This is a genomic window from Rathayibacter tritici (assembly GCF_001641005.1).
Taxonomy (GTDB): Bacteria; Actinomycetota; Actinomycetes; order Actinomycetales; family Microbacteriaceae; genus Rathayibacter; species Rathayibacter tritici.
The window spans coordinates 2,255,387-2,271,345 of the sequence record NZ_CP015515.1 but is presented as its reverse complement, the minus strand read 5'-3'; the positions used below and the strand labels follow the sequence as shown (position 1 = coordinate 2,271,345).

The window sequence follows — 15,959 nt, the reverse complement described above, 5'->3', positions numbered from 1 at the left end:
CGTTGCCGGCTTCAGATCTGCGTTTCCTTCTTTTTAGACCCGTTAGCGGAGAAAGTCAACAGAAACGGACAGAGGAGGCACGCGCGAAGGGAGGGTTTGTCGCGCCGATGTCCGCAACCGAGGTGTTGCCGGTCAGGCAGCGAGCTGCTCGAGCTCCTCGTCGAGCTGTGCGAGCTGACGTTCGAGGCGGCGTCGCTTGAAGAGAGAGGCGTCCGGGAGTGCAGCGCTCAGTCGCTCGCGTTCGGCCTCGGCGAGGGTGCGGCGGGCTGTGCGGAGCTGCTCCTCCCGCTCCTTCTCGCGCTCCTGCGGAGTCAGCTTCCGCGCGGAGATACCGGCGTCGCTCATCCCGACGGAGATCCACGATGCGGCGATCAGGATCACCTGGCAGACGAGGTTGAACCAGATCAGGAGGCCGATAAGCACGGCGAAGGAGGCGAGCAGCGGGTTGCGGGACGCGCCGCCGAGCAGCTGCGTCCCGAGCACCTTGAGCGCTCCGAGCGCGATCCCGCCGAGCAGGGATCCCGCCCAGAGGTTCTTCCACGGGATCGAGATGCCGGAGAGGATGCGGAACGAGCCGGCGAGGGTGCCGGTGTCCAGCGCGAGCATGATCAGCAGGCCGACCACGCTGCCGGCCAGGCGCGCGAGCATCGAGTCGCTGCCGATCCCGAGGAAGTCGAACGCCACGTCGACCAGCGATGTGGAGAACACCGAGAGGCTCGCGGAGACCAGCAGCACCGCTCCGAAGACCAGCGCGAGCCCCGCGTCCCTGAGCTTGAGCAGCACGAAGGGGGTGGTCGGACCGGGGAGCGAGAACAGCAGGCGTACTGCCTGGCGAAGGCTCCCCAGGAAATTGAGCGCCGTCCCGAGCAGGCCGGTCGCGGCGATCGCACCGGTCCAGCCGAGGATCGAGGAGTCGAGTAGGTCCTCGACCGACACGAGGGCGTTCTTCCCGCCGATCAGCCCCGGCACCGAACGGGTGACCAGATCGAGCAGGGAGTCGCGCAGCACCGAGTCGTCGCGCACCCAGAATCCGAAGACGGCGAAGAAGACGAACAGCGCCGCGAAGACCGCGAACAGCGCTTGAAAGGCGAGCCCGGAGGCGAAGAGCGGCCCACCGGTCTCGGAGTAGTGCATCATCACCCGCACCGGCCGTGTCCGCATGATCCGCTCGACCAGTCCCGGGATCCCGCGGGGAGTGTCGGCCGCCTCGGTCATGCCTCCCAGCGTAGGACCGCGTGCCGTCCCCGGGTGCATGCTCGGCTCGCACGAACGCGTCCGGCTCGTCAGGCTCCCGTCGTCCGGCGAGCCGACGAGATTCTCGCGAGCCGAGGGGGAGGAGTGGCGTGCTCACCGCGGCCGTCCTCGCTCGAGGACTGCGCGGATGCTCGCGAGCGTCGCGGGCCAGTGGTGCATCACGTCGGAGTAGGTCAGGCGGATCGTCGTGTAGCCCAGGGCCGCGGCGGCTCGATCCCGGTGCCGGTCCCGCTCGAACGACGTCGCGTCGTCGTGCCACTGCCTGCCGTCGACTTCGATGATGGCCCAGTCGTCGATCACGAGATCGACCCGGCCGACGCCGGGGATCTCGACCTGCGACTCGCACTCGATCCCGGCGAGCGTGAGACCCACCCGCGTGACGGACTCCGGCCCTGATCCGGCGCGTGGATCGGTGAGTCGAGCCACACACGAGAGACGGCGGGGGAGTCGGCTGAGGACGTCTGCGAGAGCGGTCGGGCTGATCAGACGCAGGCGAAGGCAGGAGTCGATAACGGCTACGGCGAGCTCGATGCGCTGGCAGGTGAGGACGTGGCCCACCGCCTCCTCCCGAGTCGTTCGGATCGAGCGGTAGGGTGCCTCGCTGATCCGGTGACTCCAGTGGGTGACCACGTCTTCCGGCTGAGTCGCCGCTCGTGGGCGGGAACTCGATGTGATCGCGAGATGGAGCCGTGGATCCGGTGGTCGAAAAGCTCCGGCCTCGGCGAGGAGCGTGATGCAGGTCAGCGACCCGCAGGCGATCGCCGCGCGCAGCTCCTGGTCGGATGCGTTCGCGCCGGCGTACCAGCCTCGGCGGATCCGCCGGAGCGCCCCCGACCGAACGGCCGCCGGGGCGTCGACCCCGACAGCTCTGAGATACCCGATGTGGTGCACGCCGTACTGCATGCATCGAGCTTTGCCCGTCGGCCGCCGAGGCACCTGCCGCTCGCCGCTATCCGTGGAGAGCCCGCCCGTTCCGCCGCCTGTGGAGGGACTCCCGCCCGCTCCTCGGCTCGCAGAAACGCGTTCGGCTCGCCGGATCCGAGGATTCCGACGAGCCGAACGCGTTCTGGCGAGCCCGAGCTGCGGGTCAGGCGCGGCCGCGGATGACGGCCTGCTTCACCTCGGCGATCGCCTGGGTGATCTGGATGCCGCGCGGGCACGCCTCCGTGCAGTTGAAGGTCGTCCGGCAGCGCCACACGCCCTCCTTGTCGTTGAGGATGTCCAGGCGCGCCCCGCCCGCGTCGTCGCGCGAATCGAAGATAAAGCGGTGGGCGTTCACGATCGCGGCCGGCCCGAAGTACTGACCGTCCGTCCAGAACACCGGGCACGACGAGGTGCACGCGGCGCAGAGGATGCACTTGGTGGTGTCATCGAAGCGAGCACGGTCGGCGACAGACTGCACGCGCTCCTTGCCCTTGGGCGCCGGAGTGTTGGCGACCAGGAACGGCTGCACCTCACGGTAAGAGGCGAAGAACGGCTCCATATCCACGACGAGATCCTTCTCGAGGGGAAGACCCTTGATCGCCTCGATGTAGATCGGCTGCGAAATGTCGAGATCCTTGATCAGCGTCTTGCAGGCCAAGCGGTTGCGGCCGTTGATCCGCATCGCATCCGAGCCGCAAATACCGTGCGCGCAGGAGCGGCGGAAGGTCAGCGATCCGTCCTGGTCCCACTTGATGCGGTGCAGGGCATCAAGGACGCGGTCGGTCGAGTACATCTCGACGTCGAAGTCCTGCCAGCGCGGCTCGGCGTCCACCTCGGGGTCGAAGCGGCGGATGATGAACGTGACGGTGAACGCCTCCGGTGCCGCGGGGGCGGCGGGCGGCTGCTCGAGGGTAGCGGTGGACATGGCTAGTACTTCCTCTCCATCGGCTGGTACCGGGTGATCACGACGGGTTTCCAGTCGAGCCGGATGTGGTCACCGGCATCGGAGGAGTGGGCGTCACCGGAGAGGTACGCCATCGTGTGCTGCATGTAGTTCTCGTCGTCGCGCTTCGGGAAGTCGTCGCGCATGTGTCCGCCGCGGCTCTCCTTGCGGTTGCGCGCCGAGTAGACGACGACCTCGGCGAGGTCGAGCAGGAAGCCCAGCTCGACGGCCTCGAGGAGGTCGGTGTTGAAGCGCTTGCCCTTGTCCTGCACAGAAATGTTGCGGAACCGGTCGCGCAGGCGCTGGATCGTGTCGGTGACCGACTCCAGCGACTCATCCGTGCGGAACACCTGGGCGTTCTTGTCCATCTCGTCCTGCAGCTCCTTGCGGATCGAGGCGATCCGTTCGGTGCCGGTCGCGGAGCGGAGCGAGGTGAGCATGTCCCGAATGGCGCCGGCCGGGTCGGCCGGCAATGGGGTGAAGTCCACCGTCGTGGCGTAATCGGCCGCATTGTTCCCGCTGCGCTTGCCGAAGACGTTGATGTCGAGAAGGGAGTTGGTTCCGAGGCGGTTCGAGCCGTGCACCGAGACGCAGGCGCACTCGCCTGCGGCGTAAAGACCGGGGACGACGGTCGTGTTGTCGGAAAGGACCTCCGCCTTCACGTTCGTAGGAATGCCGCCCATCGCGTAGTGCGCGGTCGGCATCACGGGCACCGGCTCGACGACCGGGTCGACGCCGAGGTAGGTGCGGGCGAACTCGGTGATGTCGGGGAGCTTGGTCTCGAGCACCTCGGCGCCCAGGTGCGTGCAGTCCAGCAGCACGTAGTCCTTGTGCGGGCCGGCACCGCGGCCCTCCGCCACCTCCTGGACCATGCAGCGGGCCACGATGTCGCGCGGCGCCAGGTCCTTGATCGTCGGGGCATAGCGCTCCATAAAGCGCTCACCCGAGGCATTACGGAGAATCGCGCCCTCGCCCCGCGCCCCCTCGGTGAGGAGGATGCCGAGGCCGGCGAGGCCGGTCGGGTGGAACTGGAAGAACTCCATGTCCTCCAGCGGCAGGCCCTTGCGCCAGATGATGCCGACGCCGTCGCCCGTGAGGGTGTGCGCGTTGGAGGTGGTCTTGTAGATCTTGCCGAAGCCACCGGTCGCGAAGATGATCGCCTTCGCCTGGAACACGTGCAGTTCGCCGGTCGCCAGCTCGTAGGCGACGACGCCGGACGGCTTCGACACGCCGTCGACCTCGGTCATGACCAGGTCGAGCACGTAGAACTCGTTGTAGAAGTTGATGCCGAGCCGGACGCAGTTCTGGAACAGCGTCTGCAGGATCATGTGGCCGGTGCGGTCGGCCGCGTAGCAGGCTCGGCGGACGGGCGCCTTGCCGTGGTCGCGGGTGTGCCCGCCGAAGCGGCGCTGGTCGATCTTGCCCTCCTCGGTGCGGTTGAAGGGCAGGCCCATGTTCTCGAGGTCGATAACCGCGTCGATGGCCTCCTTCGCGAGGATCTCCGCCGCGTCCTGGTCGACGAGATAGTCGCCGCCCTTGACGGTGTCGAAGGTGTGCCACTCCCAGCTGTCCTCCTCGACGTTCGCCAGGGCCGCGGCCATGCCGCCCTGCGCCGCTCCGGTGTGGGAGCGGGTGGGATACAGCTTCGAGATGACGGCCGTCTTCGCCTTCGGGCCGGCCTCGATGGCCGCGCGCATCCCGGCGCCGCCGGCGCCGACGATCACCACGTCGAACTGGTGGTAGTGCACGCCGTCGGGTCCGACGGTCTGCGCGAAGGCGCTCTGGTCGGCGCCGGTGTGGGAGTGGCCTGGTGTGCTCACGGGGTGGATGCTCCGTCGTACGGGGATGGGAGGGGGAGATGCCGGGTCCGGGAGCCGCGGGGTAGGAGCGACGCGCGGCCGACTCCGCTCCGCGGCAGCACGATCACGCCGCGCAGAACGAGGGCAGCAGGTCGGCCGCTGTACCGGCGGGGCACGGGTCGAACGCGAAGACAACCCAGGTGCCGAGCGCGATCAGCGCGACGACGGCGACGAGGATGCCGCCCTTGAACGTCTTGGCCAGCAGCGGCGAGGTGGCGTAGTCGTTGACCAGCGTGCGCATGCCGTTGCCGCCGTGGATCAGCGCGAGCCAGAGCATCAGCACGTCCCACCACTGCCAGAACGGATTGGCCAGCTTCCCGCCGACGAAGCCGAAGTCGATCGCCTTGATGCCATCGCCGAGAAGCAGGTTGTAGATCAGGTGCCCGAAGATCAGGACGATCAGCACGACGCCGGAGGCGCGCATGTAGATCCAGCCCCACTTCTCCCAGTTGGTGCCGGAGGAGCGGGTAGGAGAGTGGGGAGTCCGCGGTGCCGCGACGGTCGTCATTCGGCACCTCCCTCGCTGAAGACATTGATCAGGTGGCGCGGTGCGAAGCCGAGCATCAGGACGACCCAGAGGCTCATCACCACCCAGAAGAGTACGCGCTGGTTGCGAGTGGCCCAGCTCCAGAAGTCGACCAGGATGATCCGCAGGCCATTCAGCGCGTGGAACGCGATCGCACCGACGAGGCCGGTCTCGCCGAGTCCCATGATCGGGTTTTTATAGGTGCCGATGACCGCGTTGTACGCCTCCGGGCTCACCGCGATGAGAGCCGAGTCGAGGACGTGCACGAGGAGGAAGAAGAAGATGGCGACACCGGTGATCCGGTGCAGCACCCACGACCACATGCCTTCGCGACCGCGGTACAGGGTGCCGGCCGGACGCCGGATCTTCCCCTGCTTCCGGGGTGCGAGGGTTTGAGCAGTTTGAACTGACACGAACAACCCTCCCTGGTTGTGCTCCGACGGCCTGACCGATTCCCGCGTCTCAGGGACGGGGGCGGGGCGGGGAGCGACGAGAAACTCGCCTGACGATTCTAAGTGAGCGCGCAGGTCGGCGCGGCTTAGGCGAGCCTTAGCTGCGGGGTAGTGCGAGGGAGGGTGCGCCCGCCGCGGCGTAGTGGACGAGGAGCTCGTCGGTGAGCGCGCTCCAGGTGCGGTGCAGCACTCGGCGGCGGCCGGCCTCGGCGAGACGGGCGCGCAGCCCGGGGTCGCGCACCAGCCGCTCCACCTGGCGGCGCAGATCGGAGTCGCTCTCGGGTGCGTAGAGCAGGCCGTCGACCCCGTGCTCGATCAGATCGGTGGGGCCGCCTGCGTGCGGGGCGACGACCGCGGTACCGGATGCCTGCGCCTCCTGCACCGTCTGGCCGAACGTCTCCTCCGTGCCTGTGTGCACGAAGACGTCGAGCGCGGCGAAGACGGCGGGGAGCCGCTCGCCGTCGAGCCGACCGAGCATCCGCGCCGTCGGCCCCAGGGCAGCGGCCACTCGGGAGGCGGAGGGACCGTACCCGCCGACGACGAGCTCGGCGCCGGGGAGCGAGGTGAGTGCCGCCATCCGCTCGACTCGTTTCTCGGGGGAGAGGCGGCCGATGTAGCCCACGAGCGAGCCGCCAGGGCCCAGGTGAGCGCGCACGGCCTGCGCGTAGGGGGAGGAGCGGCTGCGCGGGTGGAAGCGCTCACTCTGCACACCGCGGCCCCACAGTGCGGTGCGCTCGATACCGGCGGCGGCCAGATCGTCGAGGGCGCTGCTGGAGGGGGCGAGGGTCAGATCCGCTCCGGCGTGGATCTGCCGGATGATGCGCCAAGCGAGGGCGCGGGCACCGCGGATGCCGTAGCGGGCGGCGAACCGGGCGACGTCCGTCTGGTAGATCGCGACACTCGGCACGCCGAGCCGCCCGGCCGTCGCAATGGCGCGGGCGCCGAGGAGGAAGGGGGAGGCAACGTGGACGACATCGGGTTCGAAGGCGGCCAGCTCCCGAGTGAGCGCGAGCGTGGGGATCCCGACCGGGAAGTCGCGGTAGGCGATCGCCGGATGCTCCACCACGCGATGCCCGGCGTAGTGCCCGGGCGCGCCCGCCGCCGGGCAGATGACGAGCGCTTCGATCCCGCGCTCGGCGAACTCATCGAGCACCCGCAGCACGCTCGTGGTCACACCGTTCAAGGACGGCAGGAAGCTCTCGGTGACGACCGCGACTCTCACGCCCCGGACGCTACGGCGCTCGGGTGAACGGCGGCGCGCGCCGGGATGAACGGACGGTCGCACTCGGGCTCCCTTGTATCCTGCGGACATGACATCACCTGAGACCGATGGCCGCGCCCCGCTCGACCGCTTCTACAGCGTGATCCCGGCCGGCGGGATCGGCTCGAGGCTGTGGCCGCTCTCCCGGGCCGACGCCCCGAAGTTCTTGCACGATCTGACGGGATCGGGTCAGACGCTCCTCCGCGACACCTGGGACCGCCTGGCGCCCCTCTCCGGTGCCGACCGGATCATGGTTGTGACCGGCCGTGCGCACCGCGCCGCCGTCGAGGAGCAGCTCGAAAGTCTCGAGGACCTCAACGTCGTCCTCGAGAGCGAGCCGCGCGACTCCTCCGCCGCGATCGGATTGGCCGCCGCGATCCTCGAGCGCCGCGAGCCGGGCGTGATCATCGGCTCGTTCGCCGCCGACCACGTCATCAGCGGGCAGCAGCTCTTCCACGACGCGGTCGCCGAGGCCGTCGTCGCGGCGGACGCGGGCTACATCGCAACGATCGGCATCACCCCGACGGAGCCGGCGGTCGGCTTCGGCTACATCCGCACTGGGAAGCACCTCGGGATCGACGGAGCGACGCACACCCGCGCCGTGGACTCCTTCGTCGAGAAGCCGGACGCGGAGACCGCGCGCGCCTACCTCGCCAGCGGTGAGTACCTCTGGAACGCGGGCATGTTCATCGCTCGCGCCGACCGCCTCCTCGAGGAGCTCGGCCGTGCGAAGCCGAAGCTGCTCGCTGGTCTGCTCGAGCTCGCCGCCGCCTGGGACACCCCGGAGCGGGGCGCGGTGGTCGACCGTATCTGGCCGGGCCTGGAAAAGATTGCGATCGACTACTCCGTGGCTGAGCCCGCCGCGGCGGCGGGCAGGCTGGCCGTGGTGCCGGGGCACTTCTCGTGGGACGACGTGGGCGACTTCGCGTCCATCGCGAAGCTGCACTCGAGCGGGCTCCGCTCCGACCTCGCCATCCTCGGTGAGGATGCGCGCGTGTTGGCCGACTCCGCGACGGGCATCGTGGTCAGCGGCGGCAACCGCACCATTGCCCTCATCGGAGTAAAGGACATCGTCGTCGTGGATACCCCCGACGCGCTCCTGGTCACCACGACCGAGAACGCGCAGAAGGTCAAGGGCGTCGTCGACGCCCTCCGCCTGTCCGGCCGCACCGACGTCCTCTAGTCCCCGCGGCACCCCGCCGAAGCGCGGCCCTCCCTCGGAGGCGCCGCGCTTCGCCGTTCCCGCCCGCCCAGCGCCCCCGAGGTGCGTCCTCGACCTCAGGTACGAGGACCCGCCCGACGTCACCCGCTCTGCGGTGGCGCACCACGCATCACAGGAAGATCAACACTGTGTAACGCTTCCTGACCGCCACCGTCCAGGCGGCTGAGTGGCTTGTCATAGTGGGTAACGTGTGAGGATCGACGCCCTGCTGTGCTCGTCGCGCAGGGCCGCATTCCTGGAGGACGACATCTTGACTATCACCACGCGCACGGCCGCGTTCGGCGCACTCGCCGCCCTCGGCGTCACCACGCTTCTCGCCGGCTGCGCCTCCGCCCCCGAGCAGAGCGGCTCCAGTGCCGCCGCCGGTGGCGGCTTCCTGCCCTGCATGGTCTCCGACGCGGGCGGGTTCGACGATAAGTCGTTCAATGAGCTCGGCTACACCGGCCTCGTCAAGGCCTCGGAGGCCCTCGGCGTCACCCCGAAGACCGTCACGTCGGAGTCCGAGACCGACTACGCCCCGAACCTCACCAGCCTGGTCGACCAGGGCTGCAACCTGATCGTCACCGTCGGATTCGCGCTGGCGGAGGCGACCTCGGCCGCGGCCGAGGCGAACAACGACATCGACTTCGCGATCATCGACGACGCGACGATCGACCTGCCGAACGTGAAGCCGATCACCTTCGACACCTCGCAGGCAGCGTTCCTGGCCGGCTACGCGGCGGCGTCCTACTCAAAGACCGGTGTCGTGGGCACCTACGGCGGCCAGCAGTTCCCGACCGTCACGATCTTCATGGACGGCTATGCGGACGGCGTGAAGTACTTCAACGAGCAGAAGGGGAAGGACGTCACGGTCGTCGGCTGGGACGTCGACGCGCAGACCGGCTCCTTCACCGGCGGTTTCGCAGCGGGCGTCGAGGCCAAGTCGGCCGCGCAGTCGCTGATCGACCAGAACGCGGACGTCATCCTGCCCGTCGGCGGTCCGATCTTCCAGTCGGCGATCGAGGCGATCCGCGACTCCGGCAAGGACATCGCGATGGTCGGCGTGGACGCGGACCTGTACGAGACCTACCCGGACGGCGGCGATCTGTACCTGACCTCGATCCTCAAGGGCATCGAGGCCGGCACGACCGATGTCACCAGCTCCGCCGGAGCCGACGACTTCGACGCCACGCCGTACGTGGGCACCCTGGATAACGCGGGAGTCGGCATCGCGCCGTTCCACGACTTCGAGTCGAAGGTGTCCGGCGACCTGAAGGGCGAGCTCGACACCATCACGGCGGGCATCATCGACGGATCGATCACCGTCACCTCCCCGTCGGCGCCGAAGGCGTCCTAGTCGCCTGATCGACGAGGCCGGCGGGCCCGAGCATCTCTCGGGCCCGCCGGCCTCGTCGTTGCTCCGGCGCGCGAATCGATTCCGTGGCGACCGTCCGTCCCCGTCGAGCGCGCATCGTGGCGCGACCCGAAAGTTAGATTGGTCCCATGAAGCTCGAACTGCGTGGCATCACGAAGCGCTTCGGCGCGCTCGTGGCCAACGACCACATCGATCTCACGGTCGAACCCGGGGAGATCCACTGCCTCCTCGGCGAGAACGGCGCGGGGAAGTCGACGCTCATGAACGTGCTGTACGGCCTGTACCAGGCCGAGGAGGGGGAGATCCTGCTGGACGACGCGGTCCAGCACTTCTCCGGTCCGGGCGACGCCATGAAGGCGGGCATCGGGATGGTCCACCAGCACTTCATGCTCGTCCCCGTGTTCACCGTCGCCGAGAACGTCATGCTGGGCCACGAGGAGACGAAGGCCGGCGGACGCCTGGACCTCGTTGCCGCGCGAGCCCGGGTGCGCGAGATCTCGGACCGGTTCGGCTTCGACGTCGACCCGGACGCTCTGGTCGAGGATCTGCCCGTCGGCGTGCAGCAGCGGGTCGAGATCATCAAGGCGCTCTCGCGGGACGCCCGTGTGCTCGTCTTCGACGAGCCGACCGCCGTGCTGACCCCGCAGGAGACCGACGAGCTGATCGCGATCATGCGCCAGCTGCGCGCGTCGGGGACGGCGATCGTCTTCATCACGCACAAGCTGCGCGAGGTGCGCGAGGTCGGTGACCGCATCACGGTCATCCGCCTCGGCAGAGTCGTGGGGGAGGCGTCGCCGACGGCGAGCAACGCCGAGCTCGCCTCCCTGATGGTCGGCCGGGCCGTCGAGCTGACCGTGCAGAAGGAGCAGGCGGCGCCGGGCGACGAGGCCCTGGTCGTCTCGAACCTCACGGTGCGCGACGGCACTGGCCAGGCCGTCGTCGACGACGTCTCCTTCGAGGTGCGCCGCGGCGAGATCCTCGCGATTGCGGGCGTGCAGGGCAACGGCCAGACCGAGCTCACCGAGGCGATCATGGGCCTGCAGGAGCGGGTCGAGGGCTCGGTGACCCTCGACGGGCGCCGCCTCGACGGCTTGTCCGTGCGCCGGGTCCTGGAGTCGGGAGTCGGATTCGTGCCCGAGGATCGCACGGAGGACGGGCTGGTCGCCGAATTCACCATCGCCGAGAACCTCATGCTCGACCGCAGCGATAGGGGTCCCTTCGTGAAGGGCCTGGGTGTGCGGCTGAAGGAGCTCGAGCGTTTCGCCGAGGAGCGGGTGCGCGAGTTCGACGTGCGCGCGCAGGGCATCGGCACCCATGTCGGGCGGCTCTCCGGAGGCAACCAGCAGAAGGTGGTGCTCGCGCGCGAGCTCAGTAGGGAGTTGCGCCTGTTCATCGCCGCACAGCCGACCCGCGGAATCGACGTCGGCTCCATCGAGTTCGTGCACAAGCGCATCGTCGAGACCCGCGACACCGGCGTCCCCGTGATCGTCGTCTCGACCGAGCTCGACGAGGTCGCGGCGCTCGCCGACCGCATCGCGGTCATGTACAAGGGCGGGATCATCGGCATCGTCCCCGCCGACACCCCGCGCGAGGTGCTGGGACTCATGATGGCCGGGCAGACGCCCGCCGAGAAGGGAGCGGCGGCGTGAGCGACGCGCAACTGCCCGCGGTCGATCCCGATGCGGAGACCGAGAAGGCGACCGGGCTCGAGCCCGGTCAGAAGCCGGGTCAGGAGGCGCGCCCCGGCCCGATCGAGAGCGGCGCCTCGCGCGTGCTGCGCGAGATCCTCTCCGGCACCGCGCTGATGTCGGCGCTCGCCGTGCTGCTCTCCCTCATCGCGGGCGGAGTGCTGATCGCCGCGACCGACAAGGACGTCCAGGCGGCGTCGGGCTACTTCTTCGCCCGGCCGCTGGACACCCTGCAGGCGATCTGGCAGTCCGTCTCGGGCGCCTACTCCTCCCTCTTCCAGGGCTCGGTGTACAACCTCCGCCGCGAGGGTTTCGCCAACGGCATCAAGCCGCTGACCGACACGCTGGCGTTCGCGACTCCGCTGATCGCGGGCGGGCTCGGAGTGGCACTGGCGTTCCGCGTGGGCCTGTTCAACATCGGCGGCCGCGGCCAGATGCTGATCGCCGCCGCCTGCGCGGGCTGGGTCGGCTTCTCCTTCGACCTGCCGTGGGGCGTGCACCTGCTGGTGACCCTCGCCGCCGGCATCCTGGGCGGCGCGCTCTGGGGCGGACTCGTGGGCCTGCTCAAGGCCCGCACCGGCGCGCACGAGGTGATCCTCACGATCATGCTCAACTACGTCGCCTTCTACCTGATCTCGTACCTGCTGCGGACGCCCGGAGCGCTGCAGGCGCCCGGGTCGAACAACCCCAAGTCGCCCGGGATGAAGGAGACCGCGGTCTTCCCGGCCCTACTCGGCCCCGGCTACTCGCTGACCCTGGGCTTCGTCTTCGCGGTCCTGGCGACAGTGTTCGTCTGGTGGCTGCTGAACCGCTCGACGATCGGCTTCAAGTTCCGCGCGGTGGGCGAGAATCCGCACGCCGCGCGCGTCGCCGGCATCGACGTGAAGAACAGCTACGTGTTCGCGATGCTGCTCTCGGGCGGCCTGCTGGGTCTGGCCGGCAGCGCCCAAGTGATGGGCACGGTGACCACCGGCTTCACTTCCGGGATCGACGCGGGCATCGGCTTCGACGCGATCACGGTCGCGCTCCTGGGCCGCTCGCGGCCGTGGGGCGTGTTCTTCGCCGGCATCCTCTTCGGCGCCTTCAAGGCCGGCGGCTACTCGATGCAGGCCGCCGAGGGCGTGCCGATCGACGTCGTCCTGGTCGTCCAGTCGCTGATCGTCCTGTTCATCGCCGCACCGCCGCTGGTGCGCGCGATCTTCCGCCTCCCGACGCCCGGAGCCGCCCCGACGCGCCGCACCCGCCGCACCTCGGAGGCGTCCGCATGAGCACCGCCGTTGCCACCGCCTCCGATCGGATCATGATCCGCAGCTGGAAGGCGCCGATCGCGTTCGGGATCTTCGCGCTGCTCGCCGTCGTCCTCTTCGTGGCCCTGGGGCGCGACGGGACGAGTTCGTTCCGCCTCGCCGCGGGTACCGACTTCTTCGCCCTGCCGGACATCCCGTTCCCGACGCGGGGCACGGGCGTGGTCGTCGCGGTCCTCCTGGTCGCGCTGGCCGTCGTGGCGGCCGCGCTCACCCGCGCCGGCCGGCGGATCCCGCTCTGGCTCTCGGCGGTCTTCGCCCTGGTGTTCCTGATCGGGTTCCTGGTCTGGGCCTCGGCCGGGGCCGCCCTCCCCGTCTCCGGGCTGCTGCTGGGGACTGTCGGGCTCGCCACTCCGCTGATCTTCGGCTCCCTCGGCGGAGTCATCTCGGAGCGGGTCGGAGTGGTGAACGTCGCGATCGAGGGGCAGCTGCTCGCCGGCGCCTTCACCGCGGCGATGGTCGGCTCGCTGACCCGACAGCCGGTGCTCGGCCTGCTCGCGGCGATGGTTGCGAGCGTCCTGGTCTCATTCGTGCTGGCGGCCTTCGCGATCAGGTACCTGGTCGACCAGGTGATCGTCGGCGTCGTGCTCAACGTGCTGGTGACGGGCCTGACGAGCTTCCTCTACTCCCAGGTGCTCTCGGCGGACGCGTCGACCTTCAACTCGCCGGTGAAGTTCGATCGGCTGCCGATCCCGGTGCTCAGCCAGGTGCCGATCGTGGGCGCGGTGCTGTTCAACCAGACGGTGATCGTCTACCTGATGTACGTCGCGATCGTCGCCGTCTGGTGGGGGCTGTTCAGGACGAAGTGGGGACTGCGCCTGCGCGCGGTGGGTGAGCACCCGCAGGCCGCGGATACTGTCGGGATCGACGTCGCGCGCACGCGCTTCTGGAATGTCTCGCTGGCCGGAGCGATCGCCGGAGTCGGCGGCGCGTACTACACGCTCGACGCGGTCGGCGCGTTCGGCAAGGAGATGACCGCGGGCGCCGGCTTCATCGCCCTGGCCGCCGTGATCTTCGGCCGCTGGGATCCGATCAAGGCAACGCTCGCCTCGCTGCTGTTCGGCTTCGCGACCAACCTGCAGAATGTGCTCGGCGTCATCGGCTCGCCGGTGCCGAGCGAATTCATGCTGATGCTGCCCTACGTCGTGACGATCTTCGCGGTCGCCGGCCTCGTCGGTCAGTCCCGCGGACCGGCGGCCGCCGGCAAGCCGTATCTGAAGTCGTGAGAGGAGTCGCCGTGACCGACATCGACTGGGAGATGCTGCGCACCGCCGCACTCGAGGCCATGAGCCATGCCTATGTGCCGTACTCGACGTTCCCCGTGGGGGCGGCCGCGCTCGTCGACGACGGCCGCGTGATCTCGGGCTGCAATGTCGAGAACGCCTCCTACGGACTGACGCTCTGCGCGGAGTGCGCTCTGGTGTCCGCGCTGCACATGACGGGCGGCGGACGACTCGTCGCCTTCACCTGCGTGGACGGCAAGGGCGGCGTACTGATGCCGTGCGGGCGCTGCCGTCAGCTGCTCGTCGAGCACTCGGCCGACGGGATGCTGCTCCAGACCGTGTCGGGCGTGAAGACGATCGACGAGGTCATCCCCGACGCGTTCGGCCCGCGCACCCTCGAGGCCTACGCGGCGCAGTAGCACCACACCCTTCCACTCGTGAACCGAGGACTCCGCATGACCCGCTCCACACCCGTCGAAGCCTTCGACGCCGTCGAGATCATCCGCACCAAGCGCGACCGGGGCACCCTCTCGACCGCCCAGATCGACTGGCTGATCGACGCGTACACCCGCGGTTACGTCGCCGACGAGCAGATGGCGGCGTTCGCGATGGCCGTGCTGCTGAACGGGATGGAACGCGACGAGATCCGCGACCTCACGCTCGCGATGATCGCCAGCGGCGAGCGGATGCACTTCGACGGGCTCGGCAAGCGCACCGTCGACAAGCACTCCACCGGCGGGGTCGGCGACAAGATCACGCTGCCGCTCATGCCGCTGGTCGCCTCCTTCGGACTGGCGGTACCGCAGCTCTCGGGGCGCGGGCTCGGGCACACGGGCGGCACCCTCGACAAGCTGGAGGCGATCCCTGGCTGGCGGGCCGACCTCGGCAACGAGGAGATGCTGGAGCAGCTGCGCACGGTCGGCGGAGTGATCTGCGCGGCTGGCTCGGGCCTCGCTCCGGCCGACAAGAAGCTCTACGCGCTCCGCGACATCACGGGAACGGTCGAGGCGATCCCGCTGATCGCGTCCTCGATCATGTCGAAGAAGATCGCCGAGGGGACCGACGCCCTGGTGCTCGACGTGAAGTTCGGCTCCGGCGCGTTCATGGTCGACATCGAGCGCTCGCGCGAGCTCGCCCGGGCGATGGTCGATCTCGGCAACGACGCGGGGGTGCGCACGACCGCGCTTCTGACCAACATGCATGTGCCGCTGGGATTGGCCATCGGCAACGCGAACGAGGTGCGGGAGTCGGTCGAGGTACTGGCCGGCGGCGGACCCGCTGACGTCCGAGAGCTGACCCTGGCCCTGGCCCGCGAGATGCTCGCGCTCGCCGGGCAGCCCGACGCGGACGTCGAGCGCGCCCTCGACGGTGGCGCGGCGATGGACACCTGGCGCGCCGTCATCCGCGCCCAGGGCGGAGACCCGGACGCGGCCCTCCCCGAGGCGCGAGAGGCCCACGTCGTGCTCGCCGAACGCGACGGTGTGCTCGTGGAGCAGCAGGCGCTGCCATTCGGAATCGCCGCCTGGCGACTGGGTGCCGGGCGCGCACGTCAGTCGGACGCCGTGCAGCACGCGGCGGGGGTCGACCTGCACGCGAAGCCCGGCGACGCGGTCCGCGCGGGTCAGCCGCTGTTCACGCTCTCGGCCGACGAGCCGGAGCGCTTCGCGCGAGCCCTGGAGGCGCTGGACGGCGCCTACCGGATCGGCGACGAGGGCGACGAGGTGCTCGACGGTGGGCCCCTTGTGGCGGAGCGCGTCTCGTGACCGGGACCGGCTCCGCCTGAGCGCCGGTCCTGCGGCGAGAACGTGGGCTCGCAGAAACGGGTTCGGCTCGCGAGACCTGGCGAGTCCCGCGAGCCCAACGGAATTCGACGAGCCGAGGGGCTCGGTCGCGCCGTTGTCGGCCGGGAAGCGCCGCTCGGTGAAGCGCCGTCGCCCACCCTCTAAGGT

The 15,959-nt window shown here is 69.4% G+C and carries 14 protein-coding genes; 7 read left to right on the top strand and 7 right to left on the bottom strand.

Annotated elements, in window-relative coordinates; genetic code table 11:
* Positions 1-132 precede the first annotated feature (132 nt).
* From A6122_RS10270 to A6122_RS10240, 7 genes are all read right to left on the bottom strand, one after another.
* Positions 133-1,215: a YihY/virulence factor BrkB family protein gene (locus A6122_RS10270; RefSeq protein ID WP_068254548.1), complete on the bottom strand. Its 1,083-nt coding sequence runs from the start codon at positions 1,213-1,215 to the stop codon at positions 133-135.
* A gap of 132 nt (positions 1,216-1,347) precedes the next feature.
* The gene (locus tag A6122_RS10265) at positions 1,348-2,157 is read right to left on the bottom strand and encodes an endonuclease domain-containing protein (protein ID WP_068254545.1); all 810 of its coding nucleotides are present in this window, start codon (positions 2,155-2,157) and stop codon (positions 1,348-1,350) included.
* Positions 2,158-2,341: 184 nt separating this feature from the next.
* Positions 2,342-3,103 carry a succinate dehydrogenase iron-sulfur subunit gene (locus tag A6122_RS10260; protein WP_068254543.1) on the bottom strand — a complete coding sequence of 254 codons (762 nt, stop codon included), beginning with the start codon at positions 3,101-3,103 and terminating at the stop codon, positions 2,342-2,344.
* 2 nt (positions 3,104-3,105) lie between these two features.
* Positions 3,106-4,869 (bottom strand): succinate dehydrogenase flavoprotein subunit, encoded by a 1,764-nt coding sequence (sdhA, locus tag A6122_RS10255; protein ID WP_237358274.1) that lies wholly within the window; start codon positions 4,867-4,869, stop codon positions 3,106-3,108.
* A gap of 175 nt (positions 4,870-5,044) precedes the next feature.
* Complete coding sequence (locus tag A6122_RS10250; RefSeq protein WP_068254538.1) at positions 5,045-5,488, bottom strand: succinate dehydrogenase hydrophobic membrane anchor subunit; 444 nt, start codon at positions 5,486-5,488, stop codon at positions 5,045-5,047.
* Positions 5,485-5,919, bottom strand: a complete 435-nt coding sequence (sdhC, locus tag A6122_RS10245; protein WP_084415953.1) for a succinate dehydrogenase, cytochrome b556 subunit — start codon at positions 5,917-5,919, stop codon at positions 5,485-5,487. The genes A6122_RS10250 and sdhC overlap by 4 nt, the downstream gene beginning before the upstream one ends.
* Before the next feature lie 136 nt (positions 5,920-6,055).
* Positions 6,056-7,180, bottom strand: coding sequence for a glycosyltransferase family 4 protein (locus A6122_RS10240; protein ID WP_068254533.1), 1,125 nt, complete (start codon positions 7,178-7,180; stop codon positions 6,056-6,058).
* A gap of 88 nt (positions 7,181-7,268) precedes the next feature.
* Here A6122_RS10240 and A6122_RS10235 point away from each other — a divergent pair, with 88 nt between their 5' ends.
* From A6122_RS10235 to A6122_RS10205, 7 genes are all read left to right on the top strand, one after another.
* A complete protein-coding gene (locus tag A6122_RS10235) occupies positions 7,269-8,402 on the top strand; it encodes a mannose-1-phosphate guanylyltransferase (protein ID WP_068254530.1) in 1,134 nt (377 codons plus the stop codon).
* A 289-nt stretch (positions 8,403-8,691) separates the two neighbouring features.
* Positions 8,692-9,777: a BMP family lipoprotein gene (locus A6122_RS10230; protein WP_068257478.1), complete on the top strand. Its 1,086-nt coding sequence runs from the start codon at positions 8,692-8,694 to the stop codon at positions 9,775-9,777.
* 146 nt (positions 9,778-9,923) lie between these two features.
* Positions 9,924-11,444: an ABC transporter ATP-binding protein gene (locus A6122_RS10225; RefSeq protein WP_068254525.1), complete on the top strand. Its 1,521-nt coding sequence runs from the start codon at positions 9,924-9,926 to the stop codon at positions 11,442-11,444.
* Positions 11,441-12,751, top strand: a complete 1,311-nt coding sequence (locus tag A6122_RS10220; RefSeq protein ID WP_237358166.1) for an ABC transporter permease — start codon at positions 11,441-11,443, stop codon at positions 12,749-12,751. The genes A6122_RS10225 and A6122_RS10220 overlap by 4 nt, the downstream gene beginning before the upstream one ends.
* On the top strand, positions 12,748-14,013 hold the full coding sequence (locus tag A6122_RS10215; protein ID WP_068254523.1) for an ABC transporter permease: 1,266 nt from the start codon (positions 12,748-12,750) through the stop codon (positions 14,011-14,013). The genes A6122_RS10220 and A6122_RS10215 overlap by 4 nt, the downstream gene beginning before the upstream one ends.
* Positions 14,014-14,024: 11 nt before the next feature.
* Positions 14,025-14,429, top strand: a complete 405-nt coding sequence (locus tag A6122_RS10210; protein ID WP_084415951.1) for a cytidine deaminase — start codon at positions 14,025-14,027, stop codon at positions 14,427-14,429.
* A 36-nt stretch (positions 14,430-14,465) separates the two neighbouring features.
* On the top strand, positions 14,466-15,773 hold the full coding sequence (locus tag A6122_RS10205; protein WP_068254520.1) for a thymidine phosphorylase: 1,308 nt from the start codon (positions 14,466-14,468) through the stop codon (positions 15,771-15,773).
* Positions 15,774-15,959: the final 186 nt, after the last annotated feature.